Origin of the sequence: Anabaena sp. AL09, from assembly GCF_001672255.1 — a bacterium.
Taxonomy (GTDB): domain Bacteria; phylum Cyanobacteriota; class Cyanobacteriia; order Cyanobacteriales; family Nostocaceae; genus Dolichospermum; species Dolichospermum lemmermannii.
The window spans coordinates 25527-44512 of sequence record NZ_LJOQ01000081.1 but is presented as its reverse complement, the minus strand read 5'-3'; the positions used below and the strand labels follow the sequence as shown (position 1 = coordinate 44512).

15 protein-coding genes and 3 pseudogenes are annotated in these 18986 nt (G+C 38.2%); 5 read left to right on the top strand and 13 right to left on the bottom strand.

Going from position 1 to position 18986, the window contains the following annotated elements; genetic code table 11:
• Positions 1–27: 27 nt before the first annotated feature.
• A complete protein-coding gene (locus tag AN490_RS15470) occupies positions 28–3279 on the top strand; it encodes an NB-ARC domain-containing protein (protein ID WP_366925048.1) in 3252 nt (1083 codons plus the stop codon).
• A 441-nt stretch (positions 3280–3720) separates the two neighbouring features.
• On the opposite strand, the gene AN490_RS15465 is transcribed toward AN490_RS15470, so the two are convergent.
• From AN490_RS15465 to recR, 4 genes and pseudogenes are all read right to left on the bottom strand, one after another.
• A complete protein-coding gene (locus tag AN490_RS15465; RefSeq protein WP_300005097.1) occupies positions 3721–3843 on the bottom strand; it encodes a hypothetical protein in 123 nt (40 codons plus the stop codon).
• Between the two features lie 153 nt (positions 3844–3996).
• A pseudogene (locus AN490_RS15460) lies at positions 3997–4428 on the bottom strand (DNA polymerase domain-containing protein); the annotation flags it as partial.
• A 62-nt stretch (positions 4429–4490) separates the two neighbouring features.
• Positions 4491–5111, bottom strand: coding sequence for a hypothetical protein (locus AN490_RS15455; RefSeq protein WP_300005094.1), 621 nt, complete (start codon positions 5109–5111; stop codon positions 4491–4493).
• Positions 5112–5134: 23 nt separating this feature from the next.
• Positions 5135–5734 (bottom strand): recombination mediator RecR, encoded by a 600-nt coding sequence (gene recR / locus AN490_RS15450; RefSeq protein WP_015078902.1) that lies wholly within the window; start codon positions 5732–5734, stop codon positions 5135–5137.
• A 118-nt stretch (positions 5735–5852) separates the two neighbouring features.
• Here recR and AN490_RS15445 point away from each other — a divergent pair.
• Positions 5853–6200: pseudogene (locus AN490_RS15445) on the top strand (Rpn family recombination-promoting nuclease/putative transposase); the annotation flags it as partial.
• A gap of 155 nt (positions 6201–6355) precedes the next feature.
• Positions 6356–6928: pseudogene (locus AN490_RS15440) on the top strand (DUF2887 domain-containing protein); the annotation flags it as partial.
• On the opposite strand, the gene miaE reads toward AN490_RS15440, so the two are convergent.
• The 8 genes from miaE to AN490_RS15400 all read right to left on the bottom strand — a co-directional run bounded on the left by miaE (position 6925) and on the right by AN490_RS15400 (position 14082).
• Positions 6925–7524 (bottom strand): tRNA isopentenyl-2-thiomethyl-A-37 hydroxylase MiaE, encoded by a 600-nt coding sequence (gene miaE, locus AN490_RS15435; protein WP_300005091.1) that lies wholly within the window; start codon positions 7522–7524, stop codon positions 6925–6927. The pseudogene AN490_RS15440 and the gene miaE overlap by 4 nt on opposite strands.
• 115 nt (positions 7525–7639) lie before the next feature.
• Positions 7640–8407, bottom strand: a complete 768-nt coding sequence (locus AN490_RS15430; protein ID WP_148763214.1) for a sterol desaturase family protein — start codon at positions 8405–8407, stop codon at positions 7640–7642.
• The gene (locus AN490_RS15425) at positions 8344–8622 is read right to left on the bottom strand and encodes a hypothetical protein (protein ID WP_300005085.1); all 279 of its coding nucleotides are present in this window, start codon (positions 8620–8622) and stop codon (positions 8344–8346) included. Before AN490_RS15425 ends, AN490_RS15430 begins: the two co-directional genes overlap by 64 nt.
• A gap of 48 nt (positions 8623–8670) precedes the next feature.
• On the bottom strand, positions 8671–10218 hold the full coding sequence (locus AN490_RS15420; RefSeq protein WP_300005082.1) for a mercuric reductase: 1548 nt from the start codon (positions 10216–10218) through the stop codon (positions 8671–8673).
• 144 nt (positions 10219–10362) lie between these two features.
• Positions 10363–11046 (bottom strand): TVP38/TMEM64 family protein, encoded by a 684-nt coding sequence (locus AN490_RS15415; protein ID WP_300005080.1) that lies wholly within the window; start codon positions 11044–11046, stop codon positions 10363–10365.
• 9 nt (positions 11047–11055) lie between these two features.
• Complete coding sequence (locus AN490_RS15410; protein WP_300005076.1) at positions 11056–11742, bottom strand: TIGR04283 family arsenosugar biosynthesis glycosyltransferase; 687 nt, start codon at positions 11740–11742, stop codon at positions 11056–11058.
• Positions 11743–11765: 23 nt separating this feature from the next.
• Positions 11766–11996, bottom strand: coding sequence for a DUF6737 family protein (locus tag AN490_RS15405; RefSeq protein ID WP_300005073.1), 231 nt, complete (start codon positions 11994–11996; stop codon positions 11766–11768).
• A gap of 160 nt (positions 11997–12156) precedes the next feature.
• Positions 12157–14082 (bottom strand): DNA polymerase III subunit gamma/tau, encoded by a 1926-nt coding sequence (locus AN490_RS15400; RefSeq protein ID WP_300005070.1) that lies wholly within the window; start codon positions 14080–14082, stop codon positions 12157–12159.
• Positions 14083–14303: 221 nt separating this feature from the next.
• Between AN490_RS15400 and AN490_RS15395 the strand changes: the two genes are divergently transcribed.
• Together AN490_RS15395 and AN490_RS15390 are read left to right on the top strand one after the other, a co-directional pair.
• Positions 14304–14960: a hypothetical protein gene (locus AN490_RS15395; protein WP_300005067.1), complete on the top strand. Its 657-nt coding sequence runs from the start codon at positions 14304–14306 to the stop codon at positions 14958–14960.
• Between the two features lie 375 nt (positions 14961–15335).
• The gene (locus AN490_RS15390; RefSeq protein ID WP_366925047.1) at positions 15336–18227 is read left to right on the top strand and encodes a tetratricopeptide repeat protein; all 2892 of its coding nucleotides are present in this window, start codon (positions 15336–15338) and stop codon (positions 18225–18227) included.
• Between the two features lie 3 nt (positions 18228–18230).
• Here the strand turns inward: AN490_RS15390 and AN490_RS15385 are convergent, their stop codons facing one another.
• The gene (locus tag AN490_RS15385; protein ID WP_300005064.1) at positions 18231–18983 is read right to left on the bottom strand and encodes a cobalt-precorrin-6A reductase; all 753 of its coding nucleotides are present in this window, start codon (positions 18981–18983) and stop codon (positions 18231–18233) included.
• Between the last annotated feature and the right edge of the window lie 3 nt (positions 18984–18986).

The following is an 18986-nucleotide window of genomic DNA, read 5'->3' as shown; positions in this document are numbered from 1 at the left end:
TACGATTGGGATAAAGCTCCTACAAATATAGTTCATTTTTTTGGGCGTAGTACAGAACTACATGAAGTAGAGGAATTAGTTATTAGCTGCCAGCTAGTAGCAATTTTAGGTATGGGTGGTATTGGAAAAACAGCTTTTTGTGTAAAACTAGCACAAAATATTCAAGATAAGTTTGATTATATTATCTGGCGACAGCTATTAACCTCACCACCATTAAAACAACTTTTAGTAGATTTGATTAAGTTTCTTTCTAACCAACAAGACGTGAATTTACCGAACAGTGTAGACCAACTACTATCAAAACTTCTTGATTATTTACGTGAGTCACGCTGTCTAGTAATAATTGACAATTTTGAGGGAGTTTTACAAGGCAAAAATTATGCTGGCCAATATCAAAAAGATAGGGAGGATTATGGTGATTTACTTAGACAAGTAAGCGAAGTTAAGCATAAAAGTTGTTTAATGGTTACTAGCCGTGAAAAACCAAAAGAAGTTTCTACATTGGAGACAATAACAGGACCTATTCGTTCTCTATTATTAACGGGTTTAAATGTATCAGACGTAAAAAATATTTTTGCACAAGAACTTTGCTCTTTCTCTGCCTCACAAGATGAATGGGAAGAATTGGTTCAATTCTACAATGGAAATCCTTTCTTTTTAAAATTAGTTTCTAAATATATTAAGGATGTATTTTTCGGAAAAATTTCTGATTTTTTAAGAGAAAAAAACTTACGTGAAACCAATATGAATAAATTCTTACGATGGCATTTTAACAGATTAACAGATAAAGAAAAAGAAGTTGTATATTGGTTAGCAATTCATCGTGAACCAGTATCATTTCTAGAATTAAAAGAAGATCTACTTTCTTTAAATTCAAAAAATCAATTAGGGAATACGCTACAGTCATTACAAAGAAGATTCCCGCTAGAAAGAACAGAAAAAGCAGAAAGGTTTAGTCTACACCCTATCTTTATAGATTACATAACTGAACAATTGATTATAAAAGTTAAGAAAGAAATTATCAATGGGAAAATTAATATTCTTAAGACCTATGGCTTACTAAATGTTTTAACCAAAGAATACGTGATAGATAATCAATGCCGCCTTATCCTGAAACCAATTGAAGAAATAATAACTGAACCTAAAGCTTTAGGGAGCAAGATACGGTTTGAACAAAGACTAATTCAAATTTTATCAATGTTACAAAAAGAATCACCTTTACAACCAGGATATGCAGCAGGTAATATTTTTAATTTATTATGTCACTTAAAAGAAAATTATTTTTGTAGCTCAAGAACAACTTTAAGAGGGTATGATTTTTCTCATCTAACTATTTGGCAAGTATCTTTTAAAAAAGTTAATCTTTATGATGTTAATTTTTCCTATTCAAAAATAGCTAAATCAACTTTTACTCAATTCTTTGGTAGTATATTTTCAGTAGCTTTTAGTCCTGATGGAGGACTTTTGGCTATAGGTGATACTAAGGCAGAAATTCATGTGTTCCGAGTTAGGGATAGTGAAAAACTTTTTGTCTGTAAAGGGCATATCCATAGAGTATGGTCAGTCACTTTCAGTCCTGATAGTCAAATGCTTGCCAGTGGCAGTGGAGATCATACAGTCAAAATATGGGACGTTCGTAACGGTCAATGTCTTAAAACTTTAGAAGGACATACTAATTGGGTACAATCAGTTGCTTTTAGTCCCGATAGTCGAATGCTTGCCAGTGGCAGTGAAGACCAAACAGTTAGGATATGGAATGTCGATAACGGTCAGTGCCTCAAAATTTTACAGGGACATACAGATTGGGTACAATCAGTTGCATTTAGTCCTGATGGTCAAAAAATAGTTAGTGGAAGTTTAGACCAAACAGTTAGGATATGGAATGTCGATAACGGTCAGTGCCTCAAAATTTTACAGGGACATACCCATTCAATATGGTCAGTCGCTTATAGTCCCGATGGTCAAACAATAGCTACTGGCAGTAGAGATCAAACAGTAAAGATATGGAGTGTTCATAGCGGTGAGTGCCTTAAAACTTTACTAGGGCGTACTAACTGGGTGTGGTCAGTCGCTTACAGTCCCGATGGTCAAACAGTAGCTACTGGCAGTGAAGAGGGAATATTAAAGATATGGAATATCCAAAATGGTCAATGTATCAGAACTTTACAGATCCATACCACTAGAATAAAGTCAATTGCTTACAATTCCGACGGTCAAACAATAGCTACTACTAGTGAAGACCAAACAGTTAAGATATGGGATGTTCACAACGGTCAGTGTCTCAAAACTATACAGGGACATACTAATGCAATAAGGTCAGTTGTCTTCAGTCCCGATAGTCGAATGCTTGCCAGTGGAGATGAAGATCACACAGTTAGAATATGGGACATTCATAATGGTCAATGTCTACAAACTCTAGAAGGACATACCAATTGGGTACGAGCAGTCACTTTTAGTCCTGATGGTCAAACATTAGTTAGTGGCAGTGAAGACGAAACAATAAGGATATGGAATATTAATAACGGCCAATGTCTCAAAATTTTAAGAGGGCATACAGATTCAGTACGGTTAGTTGCTTTCAGTGCTGATGGCCAATTACTTGCTAGTGGTAGCCGAGATCAAACAGTAAAAATATGGGACATTCATAATGGTCAGTGTCTCAATACTTTAGAGGGACATACTGATTGGTTACTTGCAGTTGCCTTTAGTCTTGATGGTGAAACAATAGCTAGTGGTAGTGGAGACCAAAAAGTAAAAATATGGAACATTCATAATGGTCAGTGTCTCAATACTTTACAAAGCCAATCCCAGGCAGTATGGTCTATTGCATTCAGTCCTGATGGTCAAACAATAGCCACCAGCTATGAAGATCAAACAGTTCAAATCTGGAGTCTTCGTGATGGTCAGCACCTTAAAACTTTACAAGGACATACTCATAGGGTATGGTCTATTGCATTCAGTCCTAATGGTCAAACAATAGCTAGTGGCAGTGGAGACAAAACAATAAGAATATGGGACATTTGTAACGGTCAGTGTCTCAGAATTTTGGAAGATCATAATAACAGAATTTGGTCAGTTGTTTTTAGCCCTGATGGACAAATGCTTGCCAGTGGAAGCGAAGATGAGACAATTAAGATATGGAATGTACAAACAGGTGAGTGCTTGAAAACTCTGAGAACACCTAGACCTTATGAAGGTACGAACATCACTGGAGTTACAGGATTAACAGATGATCAGAAAGCTACGCTGAAATCTTTAGGAGCAATTGAAGACATATAGAAATTTTATATAGCTAATACCAATTTAATATGAAGCTGCATAGAATAGGGCTTCAAGAATGAAATTATAGTATGACAATGAGCAGATTCGTTCTGGTGTAATTTGTCCTAATACTTGTTGTAATCGGTCGCGTAATTGTTCGAGTGTTGTAGGGGTACAGAAAAAAGTATTGAAGTAAAACAAACTCACTATTATAAGTATAAGCAGAGATTATGAAAAAGCCCAAAACCCTGATTCTGACGTGGGGTGAATGATAAGTTGAAGAAAAATGCTGCCTTAGCTGCTGTCATCCATCACGCAAACACAACCTTTCGCCTGTGGAGTAAACGAAATCGAGGTTTAATAGCCTCATTAAGCAACGCTAAAGAAGAAATAGATGTAAGAGTAAGAGGTATGGATACAAAAATTATAGGCGATCTCATCATTAGTATAATCCCCCACTCAAAACAGACTCAACTGCTTTCCCACATCACCTTGAGGCTCAACAACCGAAAGTAACTCATCTCGTTTTTTAGCCATCAACTCCAAATAATACCCACTAGAATAGACTTCAGAATTAGTCAATCCCAGAATTCCTTGATAAAACGTCACAACATCCCCAGTATTACCCAGAACCAAAAGAGCCTTTTCACCCTTCTTAATTTTCCGAGTAACCTGTAACTGTTCTACAGGAAAATCACCAGAACGAATAACCTTGGTTAATTCCTGGTAATATTGTTATGCCTTAGCCTTTGACAGAAGATATTGTGTCAGGTAGTTCAAAGGAAACTCCTTTTCTAGACGAGAACGGTCTCTTTTCCGCCATGAACCCTTAGTAGTAATTTTACTATCTTCATGCCAGATCATATAATTCTTAGCTCCTCTAGAGGGAACAAACATCGCTTGAGCAAGAATTTCTAACTCTATTTTGATACCAGTAGGTAAAGCATTTTGCAGCTTTTCAAATATCAGCAGAGGTTCAGAGTGGGAGAAGAACACACCATCAGTATCACTTTCCACCTGGATACCTCCCGCTTTTTCAATCACATCAATCATGAATCGCAGAATCCGTCTACCATAAGCTGTAACCAGTGCAGCAGCTTGCATATCATTAAAACCAACACCAGAAGTCCCATAAAAGCCAAACAACGAGTTGATTAACACCTTGAGAGCAGCTTCAGCTTGTTTAGCAGCTTTCTTTACTAGGAATCAGCCCTACTGTATTTCATATATTACTCCCATTCCCTTAACTGCTTATGCACTGCGGCTAAATACCACATATAATCATCAATTTTATACTCATCAGCAGCCTTAACTATATATTCCTGCGCTAACTCTAAATTATTCTCAGCTTCATAATATAAACCCAAATAAAGATGACTGTAAAACTTACCTTTTAATCCTGTTAATTTTCCTACATTTAAAACGTCATCTTTTGTACAATTACCTGCAAATAAATCATAGATAGATTTCATGATTTTTCGCGGATCATTTTTCACAGGTAATAAAGAATTACGAGCTTCTGTCACACCGGATAATCTAGCTATACAAAGATATCTCCAGACTGTTTCTTCTACATCTTGAGCATTAACAGTTAAATCAGTTTCAAACTGTTTTGCACCTTCAGCAAATCGTTCTGCATAATAATAACTTAACCCGCGTTGCCAAAGATAAGGAGTAATTTGAATATCTAACTTTTCTGCATGATCAAAATCTTGAATTGATTCGGTAATTTTTCCTAATTTAAAATAAACCATGCCTCGACGAACATAAGCATTAGCATTACTTGGCTGAAGATTAATGGTATTGTTACACTCTTGAAGTTGATTTTCTAAGGAATTGGTAAAAAACATTTTGGTAATGAAATTTGCTACTTTTAATCTAGCTCTCTGCGTCCTTCTAAAGCTCTTGCTAAAGTTAATTCATCAGCATATTCTAAATCACCACCGACGGGTAAACCAAAGGCAATACGGGTTACTTTAGTAAATGGTTTTAGTAATTGACCGATATACAATGTTGTGGTTTCCCCTTCGATACTGGGACTAATGGCTAAAATCACCTCTTGGGGTTTTTGTTCACTTACCCGTCTCACTAAAGCTTGAATGGTTAACTGTTCTGGTCCGATACCATCCATAGGGGAAATTACACCACATAAAACATGATATTTACCTTTAAATTCACGAGTTTTTTCTAAGGCAATCACATCACGGGAATCTGCAACTACGCAAATAGTTGTATTATCTCGTTGAGGGTGACGACAAATTTCACAGACTGGATCTGATGAAAGGTGAAAACAAACTTTACATAAACCTACCTGTTTTTTCGCGTCAACAAGTGCTTGGGCTAAGGCTTCTACCTCTGCTTCTGGTCTTTTTAAGATGTGCAAAGCTAAACGTTGGGCGCTTTTGGGTCCAACTCCGGGTAGCCGTTGCAATTGTTCGATTAATCTGGCTAGGGGACGTGCGTAAACCGTAATTCTACCTCCGGGGTTTTTTTCTATTTTACAGTTAAATTATGTTTCGCGCAAAGGCGCAAAGGAGCAAAGACGCAAAGTTTGAGGAATTTTAACTAATCAAATATTATAATCATGTTTTATGCGGAGAGATTCACTTTTTTATAAACTCTTTCAACAATATCCATCTTTGTTGTTTGAACTGTTGACAGATCCACCTATTAATGCTCAGGCTTACCGCTTTGATTCTGTGGCTGTCAAAGAACCGACTTTTGCAATTGATGGTGTATTTTTACCACCAGAAAGTGATGGAAAGGGCATAGTATATTTTTGTGAGGTACAATTTCAAAGAGATGAGGAATTGTATGAACGAATATGTGCGGAAACTTCACTATATTTTTATCGTAATCGCAAGAGATTTTGTGATTGGCAAGTAGTGATCATTTATCCATCTCGAAATACAGAACAAAATGACATTTATCCTCATAGGGGATTTCTCAGAGGATGTTTGAAAAGTGGTATTCCGTAATTTTCATCACATTGCTACCCCCCTTAGTCAAATCCAGTTCCCTCCCCTTTACAAGGGGAGGGTTAGGGTGGGGTAAAAAATATTTGATACATCAACCATAACTTTTCAAACACCCTCTCAACAGTCCTCAAGTACATCGGGTATATTTAGATGAATTGGGAGATATTCAAGAATTACCATTAGGTTTAGGTGTTATGTTACTAACTACCCTGGAAGAAAGTCAAGCCCCAGCAGTAGCTAGATATTTATTAAATAGAACCCATGAGGAGATTGTCACACCATCAAGTCAAGCTATGATGGAGATGATCACGACAATCATGGTCTACAAGTTTGAAAATCTGAGTCGTCGGGAGGTAGAATCAATGTTAGGAATTACACTCAAAGAAACTAGAGTTTATCAAGAAATTAAAGAAGAAGGCAGAGAGGAAGGACTGGAACAAGGCAGAGAAGAAGGACTAGAGGAAGGACTAGAACAAGGCATAGAACAAGGCATAGAACAAGCTACAATTAATTTGGTGATTCGATTATTAACAAAGCGGTTTGGTAAAATATCTCAGAGAAAGATAAAATCTATTTCTGGTTTACCATTATCTGTGTTGGAAGAATTGAGTGAAGCTCTTTTAGATTTTCAGAGTTTGAATGATTTGCAATCTTGGTTGTTAATCCATACTCCGGCAAAAACTGACTAACTATGTATTCTCGGTTCTGGGTGTAAGGTTGATAATAATTGACTTTCCACCTCTGCTAATTCGTCTAATCTGTCCATGACGATTTTTCGGTCAAAATAGGTGTCAGCTAATACCCAATACATCCCAAAATGTCGGGCTTCTGATGCCATTAAACTGCGGTAAAATGCGGCTAATTCTGGTTCTGGACAGTTAGCAGCTAGGAGTCCTAAGCGTTCATGACTACGGGCTTCTATTAAGCCGGTGACGAGTAAGGAGTCTAAAAATCTATGGGGTTCTTGTCCCCGGACTTGGGATTTTAACCCTGCACCGTAAGGGGGTGCGGATAGGGCTGCTAGTTTGATGTTACGGCGTTCTAGCCATTGATTGACGAGTTCAAAGTGTTCTAGTTCTTCACGAGCGATCGCTGTTAACTCTCTCACCATTTTAGCATTAGAGGGATAGCGAAACATCATATTTAATGCTACTCCTGCGGCTTTGCGTTCACAGTGGGAGTGATCTAGTAAGATAATATCAAGGTTAGCGATCGCTTGCTCTACCCAAGCATCACTGGTAGGTTGTTTGAGGGCGTTGATTGTGGGTAAAGGTGAACTTAACACAGCGAAAAACTCCAAATTTAACAATTTAGCTCATTAATTTTAATCTTAAATCAGCTTCTGCATCTTTGGATAAGTTTCTTAATGTTTTACTTTTGAATTCCGTTCTCTGATCCTATCAATTGTGTTTATTAACAGACACAAACGGTAATTTTAATAAACTGATAAAATTAAGATCTCTGGTTTCTTCCGATATACCTAACTGGATGCTTTCTGGTTGGGGTGGATAATAACGAGATTGAAAAATTAGATCCCATATAGTTAATAAACTTGTATAATTACTATTTAAATATTTTGTTAATTGACAATGATGAGCGCGATGATAATTAGGTGTAACAATAAAATAACTCAGGAATTTATCTATTTTAAAAGGTAAGGCAAAATTACTGTGATGAAAAACTAATGATACCGCAAATAAAGATTCATATAATATCCAAGCATTTGGTGTAATTCCCAACAGATAAATTAACCCAATTTTGGGAATATTGGCAACAATAACTTCTCCTGTATGAAAGCGGTAAGCTGTGGATATATTCATCCATCTATCTGTATGATGGACTTTGTGAAAACGCCAAGCAAAACCCCAAGTGTGGATTAATCTATGCCACGTATACATATACAAATCAAGCAATAAAAAAGAGAGAATAAAATGTAACCAGGGTAAATTAATATCATAAAATAATCCCCGCCATAAAGTTGGTTTCCAGAGAGAATTTAAGATTAAAATAACAGTTAAATTAACCACCAAAAAATTTATTAACCCCAAAATTAAATTGTGAATAACTCTTTTAATGGGATTTTGACGATATTGAAAGAAAGGAACTAAGGTTTCCAGAATTCCAAATATAACGATACTGCTGACAATAGCCAGAGATTTATATTCCATTTTGTTTGATGTCCTGATAATTCTGGCGTAGATGGTTCATTTTTTTCTCTTTCTTCATGAATTTTACCATGAATATTTTCTTCAAGAACAAGATCCCCGACTTCTCTAAGAGGATGTTTGAAAAGTGGTATTCCGTAATTTTCATCAATCCAGTTCCCTCCCCTTGACAAGGGGAGGGTTAGGGTGGGGTAAAAAATATTTGATACATCAACCATAACTTTTCAAACACCCTCTAAGAAGTCGGAGATCTGAAACTCTCAAATTTAGGAAAACTTGGTTAAAAATCCCAACAATTGCTTAGTTCTTGGTGTGAGTAAAGTCTTGCGATAAGCGTCTGCGGCTTTTTTAATGGCTTCCGCTTGAGTGGGATAAGGATGAATTACACTACTCAGTTTACTTAAACCAATATTATTAACAATAGCTGTAGTAATTTCCGAAATCATCTCCCCTGCATGATTAGCAACTATGGTTGCACCGAGGATTTGATCTGATCCTTTTTTGTGATGAATCTTTAAAAAACCAGATTCTTCATGATCTGCGATCGCTCGGTCTATACTTTTAAAAGGAATCTTAATAGTTTCTATCTTTATACCTAATTTTTCTGCCTCATTTGCATACATCCCCACATGAGCAATTTCCGGGCTGGTATATGTCACCCAAGGCATCACTAAACTACTGAGTTTAGATCGTCCCCAACCAAAGGGCGAAAATAGAGTATTCTTAATCACAATTCGCGCTGCCGCATCTGCCGCATGAGTAAATTTCCAATTCATGCAGATATCACCAGCGGCGTAAATTTTGGGATTTGTGGTTTGTAAATAATCATTCACTTTTACACCCCAGGTTTGATCATATTCTACACCCACTGCCTCTAAATTCAAATTTTCCACATTTGGCGCCCGTCCCGCACCAACTAATATTTCATCAACTGTCACCGAATCTCGTTCACTATTCACAGAAAAATATAGGCGTTTTCCTTCCGTAACTGTAACAACTTCTTCTAATTGACAATTTAATACTAAACGAATACCTTCATCAATTAAAACTTTTTGCAAAATCTCCGCTGCTTCCGAATCTTCCTGATTTAAAATATGTGAACCTCGATGAAATAATGTCACTTCACAACCTAACCGCTGAAATGTTTGTGCTAATTCACAGCCAACAGGACCACCACCAATTATTGCTAATTTTTCGGGTTTTTGAGTTAGAGAAAAAACAGTTTCATTGGTTAAATAACCTGCTGCTTCAATTCCCCGAATTTTCGGTTTAACAGCCCTCGCACCGGTAGCAATGACAGCTTTTTTAAACTTTAATGTTTGCTGATCAACTTCTATAGTATTCTTGTTTATAAATTTACCATCACCTAAAAAAACATCAATTCCTAAACTTTTAAATCTTTCCAAAGAATCATGATGACTAATACTCGCCCGAATGCGTCTCATTCTCTCCATAACTGTGGCAAAATCCACATCAAATTTCTGAGAAATATTAATCCCTAAATCTTTAGCTTTTCTGATTTCTTCAACTACACGAGAAGAACGAATTAAACATTTAGAAGGAATACAACCAAAATTTAAACAATCTCCTCCCATGAGATTTTTTTCAATTAATGCTACTTTTAAACCCAAGTCTAATCCCGCACCCCCCGCAGCGACAACTAAACCCGCAGTTCCCCCACCAATTACTACTAAATCATAACAATCAGCCGTTTGGGGATTTACCCAATTATCTGGATGAACATTTTTGAGGAGTTTTTGATTATACTCATCCATGGGACGAATTGTGACTCTTGGAGATTCTGAAGTTGACATTAGTATTACCTCTGAATGGTTAAGTATAAACTATGTTTTTGATTATATGATCTGTTATTTATAAATACATTATCATCAGAAATTTATCGGTTTTATATTTAACAAAATTACTAAAATTATTGAGAAATAAAAAACAAAGAATTTTTATAAGTTCTCATCTTTTAAAGCTTTCTTAGCTATCTTCGTGACATAAACTGTGACAGCAATTGTTGCTATCAACCCCATGATTTGAATTACCCAGTGGAGGATGATGTTTTCAGGTTGATTTTTACTGCCAATTAAGGCTATATCTCCTACTAAAGATCCAAAATAAACATACATAATTGTTCCAGGAATCATCCCCACTGAACCAATTAAATAGTCTTGAAAAGAAACACTAGTAATTCCGAAAGCATAGTTTAATAAATTGAAGGGAAAGAGGGGAGAAAGTCGAACTAATAGGACAATTTTTAATCCTTCTTTACTAACTGCTTTATCAATGATGGCAAATTTTTTGTAACTAGATATTTTTTCTTTTACCCAACCTTGCGCTAAATAACGTCCTCCTAAAAATGCTGCTATAGCACCTAATGTAGCCCCAATAAAGACATATATAGAACCCCAAATTACACCAAAAATTACCCCAGCACCCAATGTCAGCAGTGCAGCCGGTAAAAAAGCTAGAGTAGCTATAATATAGATGCCAATAAATACTATTCCTCCTATAGCACCAAGGCTATTAATCCACTGTAAAGCATTCTCTAAAAATTCTTGAAGATTGGGAGAAGATACTTTAACAGATTCTTGAATTACAGCAAAATCTATTTCTGATAACAAGGTAATAAGCATAAAAATTCTCTATAATTTTGGGGAAGAGTACCAATTACGAATTTGGGTTGGGGAAATACCGAGTAAATAAGCAATGACAATAATTTGATTCAAAATAGTAGTTTGGATAATTCCTTTTTTTAACCATCTGCGAGGTGAGGTAATTACGGGTGTTGGTAATAGGTGAATTTTGCCCAGAGTTTTTAATTTTCTCATCATTGCAAAGTCTTCCATAATTGATATTTGCGGGAAATTACCAACTTGCTGAAATACATCTTTGGTGAGAAAAATAGCTTGATCACCATAGGGCATTTGCCAAAGATGCGATCGCCATTTTACCCCAAATTCTACCAAACGCAAGCCCCAATTAGGGGCATTTATCCGTAAAGCAAAGGCACCAGCCACAATTCCCGGTTTTGCTAAGGTTGTGCGAATCATCTGCTCGAAATTAGTCGGTAAACGGGTATCAGCATGGAGAAATAGGAGAATTTCCCCACTAGCAGCCATAGCACCTGTATTCATTTGATTAGCACGTCCGGGAGGAGAAATAATTACCTTAACATTCAATGATTTAGCGATTAATAATGTTTCATCTTTTGAACCACCATCAACTACAATTATTTCTACATTACTACTAGATTGACTGCTAATAATTGCTTCTTTAATATTATCCGCTTCATTGAGAGTGGGAATAATAATAGAAATTTGAGCATTCATGTTGACAAAAAGATTTAAATTAACTATTCTGTGATTTTGTGCAAAACTCCACTGCGAATCATCATCTGCGGCCAAATTAACAGAAAAAATCCCATCCAAATCAATAATGGAATAGCAACTAAAATTGTTAACCAAATAATTTTGAAGATTAACCAACTACCGCTGATTAATGTTAAACTGGTTAGGATAATTGACCAAGGTTGACACCACCAAGGTTTAGATTTCCAAGGGCTAATGGTTTGTTGTTCAGACATTTTTTGATTTAATCAGTAAACCTATACCTTACCTCATATCTTGCACTTACTCAAGAAACAGGGAAAATGCAAATATGAAAATTGCTTCTGATCCTTACAGACGTTATTAGCAACTGTCAAATATTTAAACAAGGGGAGAATCTCAACAGTTCTGAATTTCTCAACTATATTCATCATCAACATAAGATTCATATATTTCAGGCGTTTCAGTGGAAGTAACAGAATCAGATAATTGAAAACTATCATCTGTCATGCGGATGATTTCCCCAGAAAAGAATTTTGCTAGACTTTCCGCAGCTTTAACCACACCATCATGATCCCAACTTGATGGCGATGGTTGCACTGGTGCTGCATTGGTAACAACAGGCTCAACTCGGACTGGTACGGGTGGTGGTGCGGATACTGTAGCTACTGGCTGTGGTACGGCTGAGGGTGGCTGTGGTGTGGCTTGCGGGGCTGGTGGTTGTTGATAGGATGTAGGTTGGGGTGGTTGTTGAACGGGAGTAGAATTTTGTGGAGGTGGATTTCGCTTAGTTGATGTGGCGTTGGCAGTGGTAGCTTTTTCTAAGGTAACTTGAATTTCCTGCTGGAAAGTTTGTCTAAAGGCCGTAGTGATGATCGGTAGATAAGATTTCACTTTGTCATACCAAACCGCTTTTACACCTACACGAGCAACTACACCATTAAATTCCATTAAATGGCACATTTGACCCAATAATGCTTGTGTGGGTAGCTGCTGAATATGTCCACGGACTTGTTGCCAAAGTTGAGTTAAATTGTATTGTGAACCTTCTCCTACTGGCTGTATTGGTTCTGGTTGATGGTTAGTAGGTGGTGGTGCATATACAGGTTCTGACGTGGGTACTGGTGCAAAATTCACAGATGAGTTGTGATTTGTGGGCGGATATGCTGGTGGTGCAGCAGCGGGAGGATAAGCTGGAGTGACAGCAGTTGTATTAACTTGCTGAGAAATATTTGCAGTTTGGATTTGAATATTGGCGCTGGGTAATAATCCTAATAATGTTACTTCTAACCATAAACGGGGTTGAGTGGTGTTTTTTAGTTGTAATTCTGCTGTTCTCAGGTGTTGTTGTCCTCGTAAGATGGTACTAATATCAAATTTTTGGGCAAAGTCAACTAATGATGTCCAAGTTGATTCAGTACAAGCAACTAAATCTTGACGATTGGGAGCGGTTTTAGCTATGAGGAAATCTCGATAAAAAGCGGCGAGATTTTGGAGAATGATCAGGGGTTCTCGACCTCGATCTAGGATTTTCCGGGTAGAGTCTAGGACTATTTCGGCTTGATCTTGAGCGATCGCTTCTAATAGTCCAAATAGGTCTTTTTCGCTGACTGAACCTACCAAATCCCAAACCTTATCCGGTGTCACTTCCCCAGCAATTAAAGCTAATTGATCAAGTAAACTTTCTGCATCTCTTAATCCTCCTTGGGCAATTTGTCCCACCAGAGTCAGAGAATCATGAGAAATATGAATACTTTCCTTAGCGGCAATATACGTTAAATGTTTTACCATTGCCTCTAACTGAATCCGTCGAAAATCAAACCTTTGACAACGAGAAATAATTGTGGGTAATACCCTTTGTGCGTCTGTTGTAGCGAGGACAAAAACAACGTGCTTAGGTGGTTCTTCTAGGGTTTTAAGTAACGCGTTGAACGCTGCGGTACTTAGCATATGACATTCATCAATCACATAAACTTTATAACGACACTGCATCGGGGCAAACTGCGCCCTTTCAATCAGTTCACGGATATTATCAACACCAGTGTTACTGGCAGCGTCAATTTCAATAACATCAGTAGAATAGCCTTTAGTAATACCCTGACAGATTTCACAAACACCGCAGGGTTGGGGGGTTGGCTGGTTGCCTTGGAGACAATTGAGAGATTTAGCGAGAATTCTCGCACTGGAAGTTTTTCCTGTACCTCTAGGGCCAGTGAACAAATAGGCAGGGGCGATTTTCGCTGAGAGAATGGCATTAGTTAGGGTAGTAGCGATCGCCTCTTGACCCACCAGTTCAGCGAAACTCTTTGGCCGATACTTATGGTGCAGGGGTTCGTAAGACATGGAGACAGGTTTAAATCCGTATATCCCAGGCAAATTTTAGGGTTTTATCATTCTAACAACTCATGGCAATTTTGCCTCAGACATAGCCGCTAGTACCGCAGGGCGGAAGTCAAAAGTCAAAAGTCAAAAGTCAAAACTAATATACAGTCAAAATAAATTTGACGAACTACTAGTCACTCACACCGCTAAAATTTTATTAAGCAACATCAATGGTGCATCAAATGTTTAAGCGGCTAATTCAATGGCTCAAAAAATTTTTTCGGCACTTGTTTGGTGGTAAACAAAATTTTACCCCCAGTCGGGAACAAGTCCCCAAAGCAGTAGTTCCACCCCTCACTGACACAGATTTAGAATTTCTCTTTACAGAACTACTGGCAGGAGTTCATCAGGTCAAGGGACAAACTTGGGCGCAAAAATGGTTACATAATCTTGAACATCGTGTTAGCACCCAACAGTGGCTAGAATGGTTAAATCGTTTTGGTGACAGATTATTAGCATCTTCTAAACCCCATAATGAATTAGCAGCCAGATTAGTTCAACTTGGTGAGTTAGGGGTTGGGGAAATCAGCAATCTGTCCTACGATATAGGCATGAAAGTCTTAACAGGCAATCCAGGAGAACCAGTTTGGGAATACGAAGGTCCCGATGCAGTAGAAAATAATCTTTTAATACCTGCCAACACGGAAGAAAATTTACCAGAAGGGGAATACAAAACTGTCAGCCTAGATGAATTGTTGATGATGTTGCAGCAGGATGAAGCCCTATGCGAGCAAATCTCCCAACAACTAGGAGTGGAAACAAATAATCCAGAAGAAATTATTCAGGTATTAGTTAGTCAGTATAATGAAGCGAACGAGTCTTCTGAATCACAAGGATAAATCCCAATGACTAAGTTTGATTTGTGCGGTGTAGCTATCAATATTTTTACGTGGGTCTATTTGGTTTTCTAGTCCATTCCGTAATTAATAATTTTTTTTGACACAAGGATAGCTACAATCTAGAAGAAAGAAAATCCCATAAATTGGCAGATGTTCAGGTGGCTCTTGCAGTGGCTTAACAAATTTTTACAGTCCCCCTTTGACAGTCTGGGAATCGTGACTAAGTTTGATTTGTGCGGTGTAGCTATCAATATTTTTACGTGGGTCTATTTGGTTTTCTAGTCCATTCCGTAACTAATAATTTTTTTTGACACAAGGATAGCTACAATCTAGGAGAAAGAAAATCCCATAAATTGGCAGATGTTCAGGTGGCTCTTGCAGTGGCTTAACAAATTTTTACAGTCCCCTTTGACTATCCTGGGAATCACCGATTCCCAGGATAGTCAAGGCAATCTGGTGGCAGATCAACCACCAGAACTCACGAATGCGGATCTAGAGTTGTTATTTAATGAACTACTAGAAGGTGTGCATCAAGCGCGCGGACAACAGTGGGCGTTGAAGTATTTGCAGCGGATGGAACCAAGAATTACAGTTGATCGGTGGATAGATTGGCTGTTGATATTTGGGGGCAAATTATTAGCTTCTCCTGCACCGAATCTTCCTTTAGCCAAGCGCATGGTGAAACTGGGTGAGTTAGGTATTGGTGAGGTTAGCAACCTGGCCTATGATATTGGGATGCAGCTATTGCGGCGCAACCTCAATCAGGAGTATGAGCGCAAGCAAAAGTCACAGGAGTTGGAAAGTTCCATCCCCACAGCAGAGGAGTTAGATACTCCTGGTCAGGAATTGCTCCGCCAATTTGGGGAACAAATCTGGCAAGATCAGAATGTGGAAAGTGTGACTAATCCATCAGTATCCCAAATGGTTGAGGATCTCTTCACTGGTCAGTCTGTAGGGTTAAGTAATGGGTCTTTAGCTGAGAATGCAGCTAAGACAGAAAATGACTATCACAGTTATGAGTATAGAATTCAGGAATTTTCCCAGAATGCTGCGGAAATAATTGCCGATCCAGAATCTCCCAGGGAGAAAAGCTGGAACGAGTCTTTGATGAATATAGAACCGCAGTTAGCATCCACTTTAGATGAGTTGGTGGTGCGGTTGGAGCAAAGTAGCAATCTTGTCCAGCATTTAGCGTCGGAATTGGCAATTCGTGATCGGCAAATTGTCCAGCAATCAACATCACAAATAGTTGTTACTAATCCGGCGGAAAGTTTATTTTATGAGGGTTTACGGCAGGCTAAAGCTGGAGATTTGTTGACGGCTTTGGCTTTATATGAACGGGCAAGTCAAACCCAACCTCATGTTTATGAGTATTGGTTTAATCAGGGTTTAGTATTATTTTACTTGCAACGGTTTTCCGAAGCGATCGCTGCTTATGACCAAACACTGGCTCTCAAACCGGATTTTTATCAGGTTTGGTATAGCCGAGGCAGTATTCTGGGCGAGTTGGGAGACTTTGATGCGGCTATTGCTTCCTTTGATCAAGCGATCGCTATTAAACCAGATTACCAAACAGCTTGGTCTAGCAGAGGTTTAGCATTACTCAAGTTAGGTTTAATTGGGGAAGCTATTGATAGTTATGATCAAGCCCTGAATTTAGAACCCCAAGATTCTGAAACTTGGTACTACCGGGGGATAGCTTTGGCTGTGGTTGAGCAATATGCAGAAGCAATTGCTAGTTATGATCAAGCCCTCAATCTCCAACCCAACTATCATGAAGTGTGGATTGATCGGGGTGTGGTGCTATTTAATTTAAAACAATGGTTAGAAGCAATTGAATCATGGGATCAAGCCCTGGCCATTCAGCCAGAATTTTATCTAGCTTGGTATAACCGGGGTGTGTCCTTTGAACACTTAGGTCGTCGGGAAGATGCAATCTCATCCTATCAACAAGCGATCGCCATCAAACCCGATTTCCACCCAGCCTGGTATAACCAAGCCGTAGCCCTATTTTACCTAGACCGTTCCGCCCAAGCTATATCCGGCTATGACAGGGCTTTAGAAATTAAACTAGACTACTGGGAAGCTTGGCTAGGAAGGGGTGCGGCGGCTGGTCATCTCACCCCCCACCAATCATCACTAATTGTAGTTAGTAACATTTCTGCATCCAATCCTGCCCTTAACTTAGGCGGCTATGAAGGTAAATTAGCAAGTTATCAGGCAGGTTTGAAACATCTTCGCCCGGATACTCACCCAGAAGGTTGGGGAAGATTACGTATAGCTATTGGTAATACTTACTACGAGCAAGGGAAAAAAGCCGCCACACCTCGTGATTATTGGCATCATGCCATGTCCGAATATCAACTGGCACTATCTACGCTGACACCAGAAGATTTTCCAGAATTGCATTTGGATATTTTGCAATCTCTGACGAAAGTGCTTATCTGTTTGGGGGAAACAGTAGCGGCACAGGAATTACAAAAATGGGGAATTGAATTATTACAACAATTACTCACTCAGCCGAATCGGACTGATGAAAATAAAAAACAACTGGTACTAAAATTTGCAGGTTTGGGACAACTAGCAGTTGATTTAGCTGTAAATACAGGAGATTTAGTAGAAGCTTGGGAAATTGCTGAACAGGGGAGAAATAACTGTTTACAGTTGTTAATGCCTGATTTGAATTATCAACTTGAGTCAGGAGATTATCGCTCTATTCAACAATTACTGAATCCCACCACAGCCATAATTTATTGGCATCTTAGCCCAGCCGCTTTACAGACATTTATTATCAAAGATCAAGCCCCATCTCCGATTTTACTGTTTACACCCATTCAAGATATAGAAGGAATTCCCGAAGCAATAAAACGCTTAATTGAATTTGAACATTGGTTAGCAGATTGGCAAGAATCATCAACACTATCAAAACTATTGCAGTTGCAAAATATCTTGAATATTTCCACAATTACTCAAGAATTGGAAGGGATAGATACAATAATTTTAGTTCCCCATCGGGACTTGTACAAATTACCTTTGCACAGTTTATTTAATCTGTCTTTTGCTTCAGTATCTTCTGTAAATGTGGCAAATTACAATATTACCTATTTGCCTAGTTTAGCTATGGGAATTTATTTACAATCTCAATCATTCTCCAATGGGCATCAACATCATGGTCTTCCGGCTTATCCCTTACTCAAATCTGATAAATTAGCATCAGAAATTATCAGCGAAACCTTGGCTATTTCTCAGGATTTTCTCAGTTATTAATTGTCAACTGTCAATGATCAATTGTTTAAGAAGCCATTGCACAGCACTTTCCACATCTGCAACTTGTTCTCCTGGGGGTACAGGTGGACGATTTACCATCACCACCTTTATCCCTAGTTTCCTAGCGGCGATAATTTTGGGATAGGTGGCACTACCACCGCTATTTTTGCTGACAATGGTATCTATATTGTATTTGAGGAGAATTTCTTGTTCGTTTTCTAAACTAAAGGGACCGCGATCGCATAAAATCAATCCAGGTGGAACGACAACATCAGCATTTGGTGGATCAATCATCCGCATTAAAAACCAAATTTCCTGTAAATGTGCAAAAGTCGCAATTTCTTGTCTACCAATTGTTAAAAATACTCGGTTAGCTTGATTTGCTAAAACAGCAGCAGCAGCCAAATTATTTTCTACTTCTAACCAATAATCATCCTTGAGTTTTTCCCAAGCTGGACGAATTACCATTAATCGGGGAATACCGACTTCCTGAGTCGCTGCGGCTGCATTTTCCGAAATCTGATTAGCAAAAGGATGAGTAGCATCAATTAATATATCAATTTGCATTTCTCGCAGATAAGTCACCAATCCGGCTACACCACCAAAACCGCCTATTCGCACATTACCAACAGGAGTAGCAGGTTCACGGGTACGACCGGCTAGAGAGGAGATAGCCTCAATACCAGGAATATTTGCTACCTTAGCAGCTAATTCTACCGCATCACCAATTCCACCGATAATTAAAACCCGCAACATATC